The sequence below is a fragment of the Mesorhizobium sp. 128a genome, from assembly GCF_053848025.1.
Window position 1 is genome coordinate 191,645 of record NZ_JBSPKY010000008.1, and the last position, 17,160, is coordinate 208,804.

Genomic DNA, 17,160 nt, shown 5'->3' on the forward strand with positions numbered 1-17,160 from the left:
ACCGGCTTTCACCCCCTCGCCAAGTCGGACAGGCCGAAGCCTCAATCAGCCTTTCGACGACAGCCGGCGAAAATTCGCTTTCACCGCGCGGCTGGCGGGTCTCAGCGCAGCGCTGACCGAATTCGCCGCCGCGGTGCCGTTGAACAGCGACGGCGTGCGGCCGGAGAGGATCTCGGGCCAGAAGCGCGCGGCCGACTGGAACAGCGCCATTTGCGCGGCAAACGCGCCTTCGGCAACAGCCGTAGCTTTCTCCTGCACCGCGCGTACGGTTTCAGGGCTCCAGCCCCGGCCGCTCTGTGCGTCCGCGGCCATCAGCGGCAGGCGCATCATCGCCACCAGCGGCGCCAGCATCAAATCCTGGCCTATCCCGGCCGCCTCCAGCACCCGCCGGCTCTTGCCTGTCTTTGTCATGAAAATCCTGACCCCAATGCAGCCGGTCTTGGCCGGTCCCGCAACACTACGCGCGACGAGGGATATTCGTTCCCTTTTATCGCCACGGAAGTTGCGTTTGAGGCCGGACGCCCGGATTTGCAGGGCGCCCGGCGATCGTTCCGCCTACTTCTTGCGCAGATCCGCTTGCGCCAGATCCAACGCCCTGGCGATGCGCTCGCAAGCCATGTCGATCGTCTCGCGTGTCCAGATCAGCGGCGGCGACAGGATCATCGTGTCGCCGGTGGCGCGCAGCATCAGGCCCTGGGCGATAGCGTGGTCGCGAATGGTGACGGCGGCACTGCCCGCCGGCAGGAAACGCTCCTTGGTCGCCTTGTCCTTGACAATCTCGATCGCCCCCATCAGCCCGATCGAACGCACCTCGCCGACCAGCTCGTGGCCGGCAATGCGCTCCTGCAGCGCCTGGGCGAAATAAGGTCCGGTGTCGTTCTTGACCCGGTCGACCAAGCCCTCGCGCTCCATGATCTCAAGGTTCTTCAGCGCCACCGCGCAGGCCACGGGGTGACCGGAATAGGTATAGCCGTGGTAGAACTCGCCACCTTTTTCGACCAACGTCGCAGTGATGCGGTCGCCGACCAGCAGGGCCGAAAGCGGCTGATAGCCTGAGGTCAGCGCCTTGGCTGTGGTGATGGTGTCGGGCTCGATGCCGAAGGTCTGCGCGGCGAACCATTCGCCGGTGCGGCCATAGCCGGTGATGACCTCGTCCAGCATCAAAAGCACATCGTATTTGCGGCAGATGCGCTGCACTTCCGGCCAGTAGCTAATCGGCGGGATTTTCACCCCGCCCGCCCCCATCACCGGCTCGCCGATGAAGGCCGCAACCTTGTCGGCCCCGGCCTCGAGAATGGCGTCCTCGACGGCCTTTGCCGCGCGCAGGCCGAAATCATGGTCGCTTTCGCCGGGCAGTGCGAGCTCATAGGCATAAGGCATCATCACATGGACGATGTTGGGAACAGCGCCGCCGAGCTGCTTGTGCATCGGTTCCATGCCGCCCAGCGAGGTGCCGGCGATGGTCGAACCGTGATAGCCCATCTTGCGCGAGATGATACGGTTCTTCTCGGGCTTGCCTTCCAGCGCCCAATAGTGGCGCACGAGCCGCAGCGCCGTGTCGTTGGCCTCCGAACCGGAGGAGCCGTAAAACACCTGGGCGATGCCCTTTGGCGCCAGCTCCGCCAGCTTCTTCGACAACAGCACCGGCGTCGGCGTCGAGCATTTGAAGAATGAGTTATAGTAGGGCAATTCCTTTATCTGCGCGTAAGCCGCGTCGGCCAGCTCGTCGCGGCCGTAGCCGACATTGACGCACCACAGCCCGGCCATGCCGTCGAGGATCTCGGTGCCGTCGGCATCGTAGATAAACGGGCCGTTGGCATGGGTGATGATACGCGAGCCGGTCTCGCGCAATTCCTTGTGGTCGGTGAAGGGATGCAGATGATGCGCGGCGTCGATCTGCTGAAGCTGCTTCAGCGAATAGTTCTGATAGGTCATGTCTGGATCTTTCCTCTGAAATCATTCCGGCGGCGCCGGGGCGAATTCGTCAGAGGATAGCAGGTGGTGAATAGCCAATGCGGGCGCACAACCGCAAAAGCTCGGCGCGCAGCGTGCGCGGTGACGGTGTCACCGCGACCCGAAATACGCGAGCCCCGAAGGCGCTGACCAAGATCCTGACAAGAGCCATGGCCGCACCTTAGAGCAAAGGCTAGTCGAGGTGAACCACCCTTTGCTTGGCCCACGACGGCATCCGTCTAGGCTTTGGCGGACAGCGCCCTTTGCAGGAAGACGTATTTCATCGCCGTTTGCGCCGCCTGCGGCCGGCGATCGCCGCGCCCGCCATGGCCGCCCTCGGTCTCCTCGAAGAACAGCGTCCTGCCGTGGCCGGCTTCCTGCAATCGCGCCGCCATCTTGCGGGCATGGCCGGGATGGACGCGATCGTCCGCGGTCGACGTCGTCAACAGCACCGGCGGATAGGCGGCATCGCCCGATACATGCTGGTAGGGCGAGTAGGCGGCCAGCCACTTGGCCTCTTCCGGTTGCGACGGGTCGCCATATTCGCCCATCCACGAGGCGCCGGGCGGCAGTTGGGTGTAGCGCAGCATGTCGAGCAGCGGCACCTCGATGATGACGGCGCCGAACAGCTCGGGATGCTGGGTCAGAGAAACGCCGGTCAGCAGACCACCATTCGAACCGCCCTGGATGCCGAGCGAGCCGGCCGTTGCGATGCCGCGCTTGACGACATCCTGCGCCACCGCGGCGAAATCGTCGAAGGCATTCTGGCGATTGCCCTTCAGCGCCGCCTGGTGCCAGGCCGGTCCGAACTCGCCGCCGCCGCGGATGCAGGCCTGGACATAGGCATTGCCCTTTTCCAGCCACAGCCTGCCGCGCACGCCGGCATAGCCGGGCAGCAGCGGCACTTCGAAACCGCCATAGCCGTAGAGCAGCGTCGGCACCGGACCTTTCTGGTCCCGCCGCCTGACGACGAAATACGGGACCATCGTGCCGTCCTTCGAACGCGCCTCGAACTGTTCGGAAATCAGCGGCGCTGCATCGAAACGCGCCGGCTGCGACTTCACCGTGGCCAGCGTCTCGCCATCGTCGTCCGACCAGATGATCGAGCTCGGCGTCAGGAAATCGGTGAAGGAGAAGGAAACGCTGGAGCCGAAATGCTCGGCATGGGCGATCCCGACATTGCCGTTTTCGGGCAACGCCACCGGCTTGAGCGACCAGCGTTTCCCAATGCGCTCGGCGACGATGACCTTGCCGCGCACATTGTCCATCAGGTTGATGAACAGCCGGTCCTGCGTACGGGCAATGCCGGCGATGGACACGCGATGCGCCGGCTCGAGCATGGTTTCGACAGGTCCCAGTTCACCGGTCTCGATCCAGCGTTCGAAATCCAGGGAATAGAGCCCGTCAGGTTGGCACCCGGTGCCGTCGGGTGCGGTCCACAGGCTGCGCACGCTGAACACAAACCGGCCCTTGAACAGTGCGGTGTCGGTAACATCGTCGGGCAGCGGGATGCGCCGGTTCTCGCCCGATGGCAGGCGCAGGAAGCTGTGCGAAGAAAAGAAGGCGATCGCGCGGGCCAGAAACAAATACTGTCTGTCGCCGTCATATTCGACCCCGACGCCGGCCGCGAGGTCCTGCTTCTCCGCCTCGAAGATCGGCGTCGCGTCTTCCAGGCGCGTGCCGCGCTTCCACAGCTTCACGACGCGCGGATACCCGGACTGGGTCTTGTCCTCTTCCTCGAAGGCGGCCGAGACAAGGACGGTGTCCTTGTCCAGCCAGGAAAAGCCGGACTTGGAGGCGGGAGCCCTGAAGCCGCCCTCGACAAAGGATCTGGCCTCAATGTCGAATTCGCGCATTTCGCTGGCATCGCCGCCATCCGGCGACATCGCCACCAGGCAAAGATTGAAATCGGGATAGAGGCGGCTGGCGCCGCTGAACACCCACTTCACACCCTCCCTGGCCGACAGCACGTCGAAGTCGATAATCGTTTCCCAGTCCGGCTTCTCGGTCTTGTAGGAGGCGACCGTCGTGCGGCGCCAGAGGCCGAGCACGTTGGCCTTGTCCTGCCAGAAATTGTAGACATGGCCGTTGAGCGCAGCGCCGACCGCGATGTTGTCTTCGGCCGTCATCAGGTCGAGCGCGGTCTCGAACGCTGCCTGGTAGGACGGGTCGCCCTGCAACTGGCCGACCGTCAGCTCATTCTGGCGGTGCACCCAGTCGAGCGACTCCTTGCTGGTGCGGTCCTCCAGCCAGAGGAAACTATCGTCCGCAGCGGCATCCGTCTGGCGTCTTGTCGTCGATTGGGTCACGCGTGGTCTCCAAGCTATTGGCGGGCGGCGCTGCCTACATCGCGTCCCAGGCGGTTTTATTCAAGATGGTGACGTGAGGTCATCAGCACCGACGGGAGTAAGCCCTGTCTCTGGGAAAGCCTGTCAGGCGTTTTGGCGCTTGAAGGATCGGTAGAGCGCAAAGCTCACCAGCAGCGCATCGAGGCCGGCGATGACGACAGGCAGGCCGAGCGGACCGATGACCTGCATCAGCGCACCGGCACCAGGTGGTCCGACAATGCCGCCGGCGCCCCACATCAGCGCGAAGGCGGCGTTGCCGGCGACCAGCACCGTTCCCTTGAAGCGGCTGCCGAGTTCGACCAGCGCCATGGTGTAGACGCCGTAGCCGACCGCGCCCATCACCACCAGCACCGGCCACACCAGCGGCGTGGTGATCAGCACCGGCAGCGACAACGCACACGCCGCCGTCGCCAGTGCGCAAAAGACGATCATCGCCCGGCCGCCGAAACGTTCGGCCATCAGCCCGAGCGGAACCTGCAGAAGGATGTTGCCGGCCGACAGCGCCGTCACCAGCGCCGCGAGCTTTGCCTCGGGAAGCGAATAGCCGGCGCCGAAGACCGGGATCAGCGCATAGGTGCTCTGCTGCACCGCCGCCGAAACCAGCACCGCCAGCAGCAGTGCCGGCGCCAACCTGGCAAAGCCGAAAAGGCCGCTGGCGGGCTGACCGTCATCCTCGAAGCCGGTCAGCTTCGACGACAGCGCGCGCAGGATCAGCGCGCAGAGCCCAAAGCCTGCTATCGCGGCAATGAAGGGCGGCCATCCCGAGGCACCGACGGTGATCAGGATGAGCGGCCCGGCCGCGTAGCCGGCGCCCATCAGCGCATTGAACACGCCCATCACCCGCCCGCGCCGCGACGGCGGCGCCAGCGACAGTGCCCACACTTCGCCAAGCACATAGAGCGGGTTGATGACCACGCCGACGAGAAAGCGGATGACGAACCAGGCGACCCAGTCCTGCAAATAGCCGATCCCCAGAAAGCACAGCGCCCCGATCAGCGAACAGCCGACAGCGAGGTTGCGGGCGCCGAACAACCGCACGGCCGCCGGCACGAAGGACGCCGACAGGATCAGGCCGACCGGCATCATAGCGGCGGAAAGGCCAATCAAAGCCGGCGACATGCCTTGGCGCTGCATCAAAAGCGTGAACAGCGGATAGCTTAAGCCTTGCGCGGCGCCGAACATGGCAAGTGCCGCGGTGACGCCGGCCAGCGCCACCCATTGCGTCGCCGCTTCGCCCTCGCTCGAATCGGTCGCGGCCATGCTGCCTTTCCAGTGAATTGCCGACCCACCAGCGGCAAACCACTGAGCTAGCGGTTCGTTTTAGGGAAAGGAAGAGCCGCGGACGAAATCCCCTTGCGCCAAGCGGCTCAGTGGGCGCGTCCTGTCAGCCTGTTCCGTCAGGCTTGTCAGCTGTCGCAAACTGCCCTTCGATCATGTCGCTTCCCTCGTCCTAGTGGTCGCCGCCTCCGCAATAGCCTGCAGTCAGCCGGTCCATTATGCCGCCCGCTGCAAGCATTGTACGAGGACCACCATGACCGCTGCCCTGCACCCAGCCGAACCGCCTCTGGCAACCGACCGCGCCCGTCGCGGTGGCCGTGCGGGCAAGCGCGCCGGCGGCTCGGCCGCTTTCGAGCAGCCGGCTTTCCGGCAGCTGAGAAACCCGCTGACGCCGACCAAGCTGGTCTCCGACGACGAGCTGGAATCGATCCACCTCGCCTCGCTGCGCGTCTTGAGGGAGATCGGCGTCGACGTGCTGCACGACGAAGCCCGCCGCATCATGAAGCAACATGGGGCCGACGTGACCGAAGGCAGCGAGCGGGTGCGCTTCGACAGCGACATGATCCTCGATCTGATCTCGAATTGCCCGTCGGAATTCACGCTGCATGCCCGCAATCCGGCGCACAATGTCCGCTTCGGCGGCAACAATGTGATCCTGTCTATGATGGCCTCGGCGCCGAACTGTTCCGACCTCGACCGCGGCCGCCGCCCGGGCAACCAGGCCGACTACCGCAACTTCCTGCGCCTGGCGCAGATGCACAACATCCTGAACTGCACCGGTGGCTATCCGGTCGAGCCGACCGACATTCACCCGTCGGTGCGCCATCTCGAATGCATCCGCGACCTTGCCACGCTGACCGACAAGGTGTTCCACATCTATTCGCTCGGCAAGGAACGCAATGTCGACGGCATCGAGATCGCCAGGATCGCGCGCGGCATCAGCCACGAGCAGATGCTGGAAGAGCCGTCCGTCTTCACCATCATCAACACCAATTCACCGCTGAAGCTCGACGTGCCGATGATGGAAGGCATCATCCAGATGTCGAGCAAGGGCCAGGTCGTCGTCGTCACGCCCTTCACCCTGTCCGGCGCCATGGCGCCGGTGACCATTGCCGGCGCGCTGGTGCAGCAGAATGCCGAGGCGCTGTCGGGCATAGCCTTTGCGCAGATGGTGAAAAAAGGCGCGCCGGTTGGCTATGGCGGCTTCACCTCCAATGTCGACATGAAGTCCGGTTCGCCGGCCTTCGGCACGCCCGAATACATGAAGGCACAGCTGGTCGGCGGCCAGCTTGCCCGCCGCTACAAGATCCCCTACCGCACCTCCAACACCTGCGCAGCCAACACGGTGGACGCCCAGGCCGCCTATGAAAGCGTGTTCTCTTTGTGGGGCGCCATCCAGGGCGGCGGCAATCTGATGATGCACGGCGCCGGCTGGCTGGAAGGCGGCCTGCGCTGCTCCTACGAAAAGACCATCCTGGACATCGACCTGTTGCAGATGGTGGCAGAATTCCTGACCCCGCTCGACCTCTCCGACGAGGCGCTCGGCTTCGACGCCATCCAGTCGGTCGGCCCCGGCGGCCATTTCTTCGGCACCCAGCACACGCAGGACCGCTACAAAACCGCCTTCTACTCGCCCATCCTCTCCGACTGGCGCAATTTCGAGACCTGGGCGGAAGCCGGCTCGCCGACCGCACTGGAAAAGGCCAACAAGGTTTGGAAGGAACGGCTGGCGTCCTACGAGGAACCCTATATGGACCCGGCGATCCGCGAAGAACTAAACGACTTCGTCGAAAAGCGCACGTCCGAAGGCGGCGCACCGACCGATTTCTGAACGACACAGAGCGCAGCGTTCGTCACGCCGCTGGCCAACACCTGATTCAATTTACCCAAAAACGGATCTACCTTTATGAAATCTCACGTAAAAGCAGTTGTTATCGGCGGCGGCGTCGTCGGCTGTTCGGTGCTCTACCATCTGGCCAAGGCCGGCTGGACCGACATCATGCTGATCGAGCGCTCGGAGCTCACCTCCGGCTCGTCCTGGCATGCCGCCGGTGGCTTCCATACGCTGAACGGCGACCCGAACGTCGCCAAGCTCCAGGCCTACACAGTCCAGCTGTACAAGGAGATCGAGGAGATCTCCGGCCAGTCCTGCTCGCTGCATCTGACCGGTGGCGTGATGATGGCCGATACGCCCGAGCGCATGGATTTTCTTCGCCTGGCCCACGCCAAGGGCCGCTATCTCGGCATGGACACCGAGCTGATCACGCCCTCCGAGGCCAAGGCGATGTTTCCCCTGATGGACGAGACGAATTTCGTCGGCGCGATGTGGGATCCGGTCGAAGGCCATCTCGATCCCTCCGGCACCACGATTGCCTACTCCAAGGCGGCCAAGAAACTCGGCGCCGAGATCGTGCTGCGCAACCGCGTCGTCGACCTGACGCAGCAGCCCGACGGCACCTGGAATGTCGTCACCGAACAGGGCACGGTTCATGCCGAGCATGTCGTCAATTGCGGCGGCCTGTGGGCGCGCGAGATAGGCCGCATGGTCGGCGTCGAACTGCCGGTGCTGGCGATGGAGCATATGTACCTGCTCACCGAGCCGATGCCGGAGGTCGAGGAGTTCAACAAGTCGACCGGACGCGAGATGATAGGCGTGCTGGACTTCAAGGGCGAGATCTACACCCGCCAGGAGCGCAACGGCATCCTGCTCGGCACTTATGAAAAGGCCTGCAAGCCGTGGTCGCCGGTCAACACGCCGTGGGATTTCGGCCATGAACTCTTGCCGCCGGACCTCGACCGTATCGCACCGTCGCTGGAGATCGGCTTCAAGCACTTCCCCGGCATCGAGAAGGCCGGCATCAAGCAGATCATCAACGGTCCGTTCACCTTCGCGCTCGACGGCAACCCGCTGGTCGGACCGGTGCAGGGCCTGACCAATTTCTGGTGCGCCTGCGCCGTCATGGCCGGCTTCAGCCAGGGCGGCGGCGTCGGCCTCGCACTTTCGAACTGGATGGTGCATGGCGACCCGGGCTTCGACGTCTGGGGCATGGATGTCGCCCGCTTCGGCGAGTGGGCCGGCCTGCGTTACACCAACGCTAAGGTGCGCGAAAACTATTCGCGCCGCTTCTCGATTCGCTTCCCCAATGAGGAATTGCCGGCAGCGCGCCCGGCGCAGACCACGCCGCTCTACGACACCATGCTCGCCAACAACGCCGTCATGGGCGACAGCTGGGGTCTGGAAACCCCGCTATGGTTCGCGCCGAAGGGCAAGGAGCCGAAGGACATCGTCTCCTTCCACCGTTCCAACGATTTCAGCCCGATCGGCGAGGAAGTACGCGCCACGCGCGAACGTGTCGGCGTTACCGAGATCGCCAACTTTGCCAAATACGAAGTGTCGGGATCTGCGGCTGAGGATTTCCTCAACCGGCTGATGACCAACCGGATGCCGAAGATCGGCCGCATCGTGCTGACGCCGATGATCAACGAATTCGGCAAGCTGATCGGCGACTTCACCATCGCCAAGGCCGGTGAAGATCGCTTCATGATCTGGGGTTCGTCGGCCGCGCAGAAATACCACATGCGCTGGTTCGAAAAGCATTTGCCTAGGGATGGGGTGCGTATCCATCGCTTCGACCAGACGCTGGTCGGTCTTTCGATCGCCGGCCCAAAATCGCGCGACCTCCTGCAGAAGTTGGTCGATGTCGACATCTCAACAAAAGCCTTCCGCTTCATGGATTTCCGCGAAATGGCCGTCGGCGGCGCGCCCTGCATGGTCAACCGCATCACCTACACCGGCGATCTCGGCTATGAGATCTGGATGGCGCCCGCCTATCAGCGCCTGGTCTACAAGGCGATCAAGGACGCCGGGGAAGAGTTCGGGCTGGTCGATTTCGGCATGCGCGCCCTGCTGTCGATGCGCCTGGAAAAGAACTTCCCGACCTGGTTCCGCGAGCTTCGGCCGATCTACGGGCCGTTCGAAGGCTCGATGGACCGCTTCATCAAGCTCGAGAAGAACGACTTCATCGGCCGTGAAGCAGCCGCCAAGGAACAGGCGGAAGGCCCAAAGCTGCGCCGTGTCTCTTTCATCGTCGATGCGACCGATGCCGACGTGATGGGCGACGAGCCGATCTGGGCCAAGGTCAGCAAGGATTACGGCACGGTCGAAAAGCCGCATGGTTACGGCGCGCCGCGTTTCGACACGGCGGGCAAGGAGGTCCGCGGTTCCAAGGCTGCCGAGGGCGCTTCTGCCGTGCGTGGCATCGTCGATGGCGACTGGCGCGTGGTCGGCTGGGTGACGTCGGGCGGCTATGCGCATCATGTGCAGAAGTCGATGGCGCAGGGCTACGTGCCGGCTGCACTCGCCGAGGACGAAAGCGCTGGCCTGTTCGAGATCGAAATCCTCGGACACAGGCGCCCGGCCCGTATCAATGTCGAGGCGCCATTCGATCCGAGCGGCGAGAAGATGCGGACCTAAAAAGACGACAGCGCGCGTGAGATCGTGTAAGGGGCCTTCGGCAGTTGGCCGCAGGCTTTTCCCGCGATGAGAAGACGATCCCCTTGCACTATCTAGAGAAATGGACGGACTGGCTCTGCAACGGCAAGGTCGGTCCCTTCAACGCTGCGCTCTTCTGTCTCGCGGTCTACTGCCTCGTCCAGATCGCGGTGATGACGCTGTCATCCCATATCGTCGGAACCGGTGTCGGCGTCGACGATTCCGAACAGCTGATGTACATGCGCTATCTCTGGGCCGGCTACGGCGGCTCGCAGCCACCGCTTTACACATGGCTTGCCCGTCTCGTCGCCGCCGTGGTCGGAACGAATATCCTCGCGCTCAAGATCGTGAAATACCTCTTGATCGCCGGGGCACTGGCGTCGTCCTTCCTTGCCGTGCGCCGGCTGGGCTATTCCAGCCGGGCTGGCGCCGCCGCGATGTTCGGCCTGCTTTTGTTTCCGCAGATGGTGTGGGAGATGCAGCATGCCCTCACCCACTCTATCGCCGCCTTCTGTTTTTCAGTGGTGCTGTTTCTTGCGCTCGTCGAACTGGTGCAGCGGCGATCGCTGACAGCCTATGTGTTGTTCGGCGTGGCCATCGCGGCCGCCATCCTGTCGAAATACAACAATGTGATTTTTCTCGGCGCGCTGCTGCTGTCCACCCTGTCGCTGCGCGAAACACGCAGCGTGATCCTTAACCGCCAGTTTTTGATCAGCGTGGTGGTGGCGCTGCTGCTTTGCCTGCCGACACTCACCTGGAGCCTGACGCACACCGACCAGTTGCTGTCGCACGCCCGCGGCTTCGGCATGACCAGGGAAAGCGGCGTGATAGCAACGGCCTTCAATGGCATGCGCGGACTGGGTAAAGCGATGCTGTATTTCGCGGTGCTGCCGGTCGGCATATTCGCGGTGGCTTTCCTCATCGCATGGAAGAGGCCCGCGCCAAGTCCGCAACCGACGCCGTGGCCCGAAAAACTGGTGTGGCGCACCATCGCTTTTGCCCTCGCCATCACCATCGTGCTGGTCCTGGCGAGCGGCGCAACGCAGTTTCGCGACCGCTGGATGCTTCCCGTGCTTGTGCTGCTGCCGGTTGCATTGGCCGTGCGAATGGACGCCCGGGGCGACAGGGGACGGAAATGGCAGGACGTCATCGTCTTTGTCGGCGCAACGCTCGCCATCCTGGTGCTGCCGGTGACCTGGTACGCGCACCTTTATGGCGGCAGCAGCCGAGGCAGCATGGTGCGCATGGACTACAAGGCTCTCTACGCCCAGCTGACGGCAAACGGACCAGTCCGCACAACGATATCGAGCTGGCACTGGTTGGGAAATCTGCGTGTCATCGATCCCGATCTCATCGTCCTCGATGAAGAGTTGCCGGACTTCAGCCAGTTGCTGAAAGAGCCGGCGGTGCTCGTCACGACGAACGACAAGGAGGATGTCGAGGCCGTCCACGAACTGCTGGATCAGGCTGGCTATGTGGCGGACGGCCCGCCGCAGCAGCTTGCTGTGCCGCAGCTGTTCGGCAGCGACCCGCCCACTCGCATAGTGACGGTCACGCGGCTGAAGAAAGTGGCCGCAGGCGCAGCCCCACAATAGCATCGGCAGGGAGGCCTCGGGTGGAAAAGCAAGGGTTCGGTCATCACCGCAAGATCATGCCGTTCGAGCCGGGCTCGGTCGAGGCGCTGCGCGATGCCTCGCGCCGGAAGGCGGCGTCGCTGAACCAGCATGTTCTGGGCTATGGCGCGCTGGCTGAGACCGAATGGCAAGCAGCAGGCATCGCAGCGCCCGACCTTGCCGCGATGCGCCAATACCGGCTCGAGCGCATCCGCATTGAACTAAAGCGCCGCGGCTATGCCGGCGCCCTGCTCTACGACCCGGTCAACATCCGCTACGCCACCGATTCGACCAACATGCAGCTCTGGGTCGCGCACAACCCGACCCGCCACTGCTTCGTCGCCACCGAGGGACCGGTGGTGCTGTTCGACTATTTCTCCTGCGAACATCTGTCCGACCATTCCGGCGTCGTCGACGAGGTGCGGCCGGCAGTATCGTGGATGTATCTCTATAGCGGCGAACTGACCGAACAGAAGGTCCGCCGCTGGGCTGCCGGCATCGCCGATCTGGTCAGGGAACATGGCGGCGGCAACAGCCGCATCGCCGTCGACCACATCAACCCGGAAGGCGTCGAGGAACTCGCCCGGCTCGGTATTGCCATCGGCAATGGCGAAGCGGTGATGGAAAATGCGCGGCTGATCAAGTCGGCCGACGAAATCCTCGCCATGCGCCGCGCCATCGTCGCTTGCGAAGCGGCAATGGGCGAGATGGAGAAGGCGCTAAAGCCGGGCATCTCCGAAAACGAATTGTGGGCCGAACTGCACCGCGGCAATATTGCGCGCGGCGGCGAATGGATCGAAACCCGGCTGCTGGCGTCAGGGCCGCGCACCAATCCGTGGTTCCAGGAATGCTCGTCGCGTGTCATCGAGGAAGGCGACCTCGTCGCCTTCGACACCGACCTGATCGGCCCCTACGGCTTCTGCGCCGACCTGTCGCGCACCTGGCTGTGCGGCGATGCAAGGCCGTCGAACGAACAGCGCGACCTCTTCCGCATCGCCGCAGACCAGATCGCCCAGAATACCGCACTGATGCAGCCGGGCACCTCGTTCCGCGACCTGGTCGAGCGCTCCGTGGTGCCGCCGGGAGACTGCTTCCCGACCCGCTACGGCGTGCTCTATCATGGCGTCGGTCTGGCCGACGAATATCCGACCCTGCCGCATGCCAGCGACTGGACGCCGGACACGCCGGACGGTGTGCTGGAGCCGGGCATGGTGCTGTGCGTTGAAAGCTATGTCGGAAGGCTGGGCGGGCGTGAAGGCGTCAAGATCGAGGAACAGATCCTGATCACCGAGACCGGCAATGAGAAGCTCTCAACCTACCCGCTGGATGCGAGGCTTCTCGGCTAGCCCGGCAAGCGCTTCCCGCAGCGCCCTGACGGTCTTTTCGGGCGTCGTCCTGGCAGTGATGAACGGCAGGCCTTTGCGCCGGGCCGTCCAGCCGACGACCACCACCTTTTGTGCGGCAGGCTCGAAACGCCGCGCCAGCGCCCAGCTTTCGCAGTCGATCGCGGCGACATCCGCCCAACCCTCGGCAACGGCGACGATCGAGTCGCGATGGCCGCCGCTTTCGCTGCGTGAGGCAAAGATGTCGAGACTTTCGCCCAGCGCCTCCAGATCGCGAGTCGGCGCGATGATGCCGGACATGGAATCGAGGCTGTTGAAGGTGAAGCGCTTGCCACGGATCAGCGCGAGCGGCAGGACGGCCTTGCCGTCCGCTGGCGAGCGAACCTGTGGCCCCTCGCCTGTCCGCATCACCAGCGCGCTCGAATAGAGCTCGCCCTGACCGCCCTCGTAGGCATCGTAGCTCGGCTGCCCGACCACCTGCACATGGCTGGACAGGCCAAGCTCCATTGGCCCCCAACAGGTCTGCGCGAACAACAGCGCCGGATGCAGCCAGAGCTTATGGAAATCGAGTTCGTTCGGCGGCAGCGTCGCAGGGTCGGGCGCGATCAGCTTTCCCTGGGCATCGCGGATGCCGCCCGGCACCGCTGGCAGGTCACCATTGCGGCGCATGATTGTCTGCGGCGCGCCGATGCCTTGTTGGCGGAAGGCCTCGCGCAATGCTGCCCATTGCGCGTCGACCTCGCCGCGCGCTTCGGGCCAGTCATACATAGGCAATGCCGCAATCAATTCACTCATGCCGATATCAAATCATCATGCCTAGAGAAACGCTCGCAAAAACGCGGCGCCCAATCAGAATTGGCCGACACGCATTTCTGATGCCTCGGAATTATTCCTTGGGCGGCTCGGCGGGAACCGGCGCGCTTCCGAGCCCGCTGACGCTACGCGCCCTGATGCGCGGCTTGAACGCCCTGCCCGGCTCGGCCTGGCGCCGCAGCACCGGGTGCACGATCGGCTCCTTGGCCTTGAAGGCGTGGGCTTTGATCAGCGCGAAATAGTTCGGGTAGGCATAGCCGTTGTTCATCTTCAGCCACTCGTCGCGGCGGTCGGCAAACAGCTTCGGCAGCTTGTACCAGGCCACCGTCGGGGTCTTGTGGTGGACGAAGTGCAGATTGTTGTTGAGGAACAGGAACGACAGCGGCGAGCGCTCGATGATCACCGTGCGGCCTTCAGGGTGCTCGGACCACTGATGTTCGGCGAAGGTGCGGACGGCGATCAGCGACTGACCGAGCCAGACCGGCCCCAGAATGTAGAGCCATACGGGGATGCCGAAGCCGAACTGTACGACCGGCAGCACGATGGCGAGGCCGATCGCATGCAGCAGCCACGCCTTGCCGATCACCTTGTCGCCGGCAATGACATGCTTGGCATCGTCGATGAAGAAACCGATGCAGGACAGCCAGGGGCCGAGGAAGAAGCGGCCGGTCATGGTGTTGTTGATCTTGAGCAGGAATTTCATCGCCGGCGGCAGATCGTCATGCATCCACAGCGCCTGGTAATAGCTCTCGGGATCGTCGAGCGGATCTGTCAGGCGCTCGTCGGCGTGGTGGCGCAGGTGAAGCGTCTTGAAACGGCGGAACGGCCAGACCAGGCCGATCGGCAGGAAGACGAAGGCTTCGTTTATCAGCGCGCTGCGCGTCGGATGGCCATGCAGCACTTCGTGCATGATCGACGACTGCAAAGCCAGGATGAAGCCGAGGAGAGCGAGAGCCAGGATCGGGTAAGAGGGCCAGAGCAGGAGCCCGGTGGCAAGCCACGTTCCGTAACAGAAGATGGCGAGGACCACGGTCGGCCATTCGATGGTCGCTGCGTTGCGTCGCTTGATGCTCTTGCCTGCCATGCTATCGACCACTGTCCCTCAGTCGCCGGAACCCCAATTGATTCCTGACAGCATTGTGTCAGGAGACGTGATTCCACTCAACGAGACAAAGTGTACAAAATGTTGCGATTGCGCATTTTTGACCGCACATGTTAGACATTGTAAACAACCTTAGGGATTCATTTACGCCTAGAGCGCTGATTCGACGGCTCTGGCGCAAATTTTTCCTCTAAGAGCGCGGAGGACGAACAGTGGACAAACGGGATCTGTCAGCCATCTTTCGGGAGCGTCTCAAGCTGCTCCTGACACGGTCCGACCTCAACCAGTCGGCCTTCGCGTCAGCAGTCGGCATCGATCGATCGGCGCTGTCGCAACTGATGTCGGGCGCCTCGACGCGGCTGCCGCGCGCCGAAACGCTGCTCAACATCGCCGCCGAATTCAAAGTGTCTCTGGATTGGCTGCTTGGCCTCTCCCAGGACGAAGGCGTCACTGGCGAAATCCGCGAAAGCCTTGAGATCGAGGAGGCGCCCGACGGTTTCGACCGCACGCTGCTCGCCAAATGGTTCGCGGAAGCCGCAGGCACCAAGATCCGCTATGTCCCGGCCGGAATTCCCGATCTTCTGCGCACACGCCAACTGGTCGACTACGAAGCCAACATCACCAACCGCAGCCGTCTGGCGCAGGCCAGCGAGACCCAGTACCGGATTGAGTACAACCGCCGCCCGGAGACCGATATGGAGGTCTGCATGCCGCGCCACACCCTGGAGATTTTTGCTCGCGGCCTGGGCGTCTGGGACCGTTTTCCAGAAGCAGACCGGCGGCAGCAGCTCGCCCATATGGCGACGCTGCTTGACGATCTCTACCCGACCTTCAGGCTGTTTCTCTATGATGGCCGTATGCGCTATTCGGTCCCGCTGACCATCTTCGGTCCCTATCGCGCCGCCATCTATGTCGGCGACATGTATGTGGTGCTGAACGCCACCCAGCCGGTCCAGGCGCTGACCCGGCATTTCGACAATCTGATCCGTGCCGCCGACGTCAACCCGCATGAGGCGGCAAGCTACGCGCGCAATCTGGCCGGCGCCTCATTTCCATCAGGTTCTGCCTGACCGCCAATGCCCCTTGAAAGGTGCGCCGCGCGGCAATCATGGGGTCGCAAATACATTGACTGGACATAAAGACTTCTTTATATCCTTATTCCATTCGAAAATCTGAAAGCCGATCCGATGACCGCGACCAATCCCATCGATGCACTGCTGGCCGAAAAGGGTGTGCTGCTCGCTGACGGCGCCACCGGCACCAATCTGTTCGCGATGGGCCTGGAGGCCGGTGAAGCGCCCGAGTTGCTCAACGAGACGGCGCCTGACACCATCACCAGCCTGCACCAGAATTTCGTCGATGCCGGCGCCGACATCATCCTGACCAACTCCTTTGGCGGCACCCGCCACCGGCTGAAGCTGCATCATGCACAGGACCGCGTGCATGCGCTGAACAAGCGCGCCTCAGAGATCGCCCGCGCAGTCGCCGACAAGGCCGGCAGGAAAGTCATCGTCGCCGGCTCGGTCGGCCCGACCGGCGAGTTGCTGGTGCCGCTCGGCGCCATGACCTATGAAGAAGCGGTCGAGGCCTTCGCCGAACAGATCGAGGGTCTGAAGGAAGGCGGCGCCGAAGTCGCCTGGATCGAAACCATGTCGGCCCCGGACGAAATCCGCGCCGCGGCCGAAGCCGCCATCCGCGTCGGCTTGCCCTACACCTATACCGGCTCCTTCGACACCGCCGGCCGCACCATGATGGGGCTGCTTCCGAGGGATATCCACGGCGTCGTCGACGGACTTTCCGAGACACCGCTCGGCGTCGGCGCCAATTGCGGTGTCGGCGCTTCCGACATCCTGGCCTCGCTGCTCGACATGACCGAGGCGAAGCCGGAGGCGACCGTGATCGTCAAGGGCAATTGCGGCATTCCGGAATTCCGCGGCACCGAGATCCACTATTCCGGCACGCCGGAGCTGATGGCCGACTATGTCAGGCTGGCGGTCGATGCCGGCGCCAAGATCGTCGGCGGCTGCTGCGGCACCTCGTTCCAGCACCTTGCCGCCATGCGCAAGGCGCTCGACGCACACACCAGGGCGGATCGTCCGACTGTTGCGGCGATCGTCGAGCGCATCGGCCCGATGCGCAACAAGGTGGCGACGGAAAACACCGCCGAGACCAGCGAGGCCCGTCGCGAGCGTCGTCGCAGCCGGGCGTGATATCGGTC

The 17,160-nt window shown here is 63.6% G+C and carries 12 protein-coding genes; 6 read left to right on the top strand and 6 right to left on the bottom strand.

What is annotated here, in order from left to right:
* Positions 1-45 precede the first annotated feature (45 nt).
* From ACWTU9_RS15835 to ACWTU9_RS15850, 4 genes are all read right to left on the bottom strand, one after another.
* Positions 46-411, bottom strand: coding sequence for a hypothetical protein (locus ACWTU9_RS15835; RefSeq protein ID WP_455859090.1), 366 nt, complete (start codon positions 409-411; stop codon positions 46-48).
* A gap of 144 nt (positions 412-555) precedes the next feature.
* Positions 556-1,935 (bottom strand): aspartate aminotransferase family protein, encoded by a 1,380-nt coding sequence (locus tag ACWTU9_RS15840; protein ID WP_455859091.1) that lies wholly within the window; start codon positions 1,933-1,935, stop codon positions 556-558.
* Between the two features lie 257 nt (positions 1,936-2,192).
* The gene (locus ACWTU9_RS15845; protein ID WP_455859092.1) at positions 2,193-4,262 is read right to left on the bottom strand and encodes a prolyl oligopeptidase family serine peptidase; all 2,070 of its coding nucleotides are present in this window, start codon (positions 4,260-4,262) and stop codon (positions 2,193-2,195) included.
* 123 nt (positions 4,263-4,385) lie between these two features.
* Positions 4,386-5,561, bottom strand: a complete 1,176-nt coding sequence (locus ACWTU9_RS15850) for an MFS transporter (protein WP_455859093.1) — start codon at positions 5,559-5,561, stop codon at positions 4,386-4,388.
* 271 nt (positions 5,562-5,832) lie between these two features.
* On the opposite strand from ACWTU9_RS15850, the gene ACWTU9_RS15855 reads away from it, so the two are divergent.
* The 4 genes from ACWTU9_RS15855 to ACWTU9_RS15870 all read left to right on the top strand — a co-directional run bounded on the left by ACWTU9_RS15855 (position 5,833) and on the right by ACWTU9_RS15870 (position 13,030).
* Entirely contained in the window at positions 5,833-7,410 is a 1,578-nt protein-coding gene (locus tag ACWTU9_RS15855) for a trimethylamine methyltransferase family protein (protein WP_455859094.1), read from the top strand.
* 75 nt (positions 7,411-7,485) lie between these two features.
* Positions 7,486-10,053 carry a GcvT family protein gene (locus ACWTU9_RS15860; protein ID WP_455859095.1) on the top strand — a complete coding sequence of 856 codons (2,568 nt, stop codon included), beginning with the start codon at positions 7,486-7,488 and terminating at the stop codon, positions 10,051-10,053.
* 44 nt (positions 10,054-10,097) lie between these two features.
* Positions 10,098-11,666 (top strand): ArnT family glycosyltransferase, encoded by a 1,569-nt coding sequence (locus ACWTU9_RS15865; protein ID WP_455859096.1) that lies wholly within the window; start codon positions 10,098-10,100, stop codon positions 11,664-11,666.
* Positions 11,667-11,722: 56 nt separating this feature from the next.
* Positions 11,723-13,030: a M24 family metallopeptidase gene (locus tag ACWTU9_RS15870; protein WP_455859145.1), complete on the top strand. Its 1,308-nt coding sequence runs from the start codon at positions 11,723-11,725 to the stop codon at positions 13,028-13,030.
* Here the strand turns inward: ACWTU9_RS15870 and ACWTU9_RS15875 are convergent.
* Both ACWTU9_RS15875 and ACWTU9_RS15880 read right to left on the bottom strand, forming a co-directional pair.
* Positions 12,995-13,822: a phosphate/phosphite/phosphonate ABC transporter substrate-binding protein gene (locus ACWTU9_RS15875; RefSeq protein WP_455859097.1), complete on the bottom strand. Its 828-nt coding sequence runs from the start codon at positions 13,820-13,822 to the stop codon at positions 12,995-12,997. The genes ACWTU9_RS15870 and ACWTU9_RS15875 overlap by 36 nt on opposite strands.
* A gap of 91 nt (positions 13,823-13,913) precedes the next feature.
* On the bottom strand, positions 13,914-14,924 hold the full coding sequence (locus tag ACWTU9_RS15880) for a fatty acid desaturase (protein ID WP_455859098.1): 1,011 nt from the start codon (positions 14,922-14,924) through the stop codon (positions 13,914-13,916).
* Positions 14,925-15,154: 230 nt separating this feature from the next.
* Here ACWTU9_RS15880 and ACWTU9_RS15885 point away from each other — a divergent pair, with 230 nt between their 5' ends.
* Positions 15,155-16,012, top strand: coding sequence for a helix-turn-helix domain-containing protein (locus tag ACWTU9_RS15885; protein WP_455859099.1), 858 nt, complete (start codon positions 15,155-15,157; stop codon positions 16,010-16,012).
* 117 nt (positions 16,013-16,129) lie between these two features.
* Positions 16,130-17,152, top strand: a complete 1,023-nt coding sequence (gene bmt / locus ACWTU9_RS15890; protein WP_455859100.1) for a betaine--homocysteine S-methyltransferase — start codon at positions 16,130-16,132, stop codon at positions 17,150-17,152.
* The last annotated feature ends 8 nt before the right edge of the window (positions 17,153-17,160 follow it).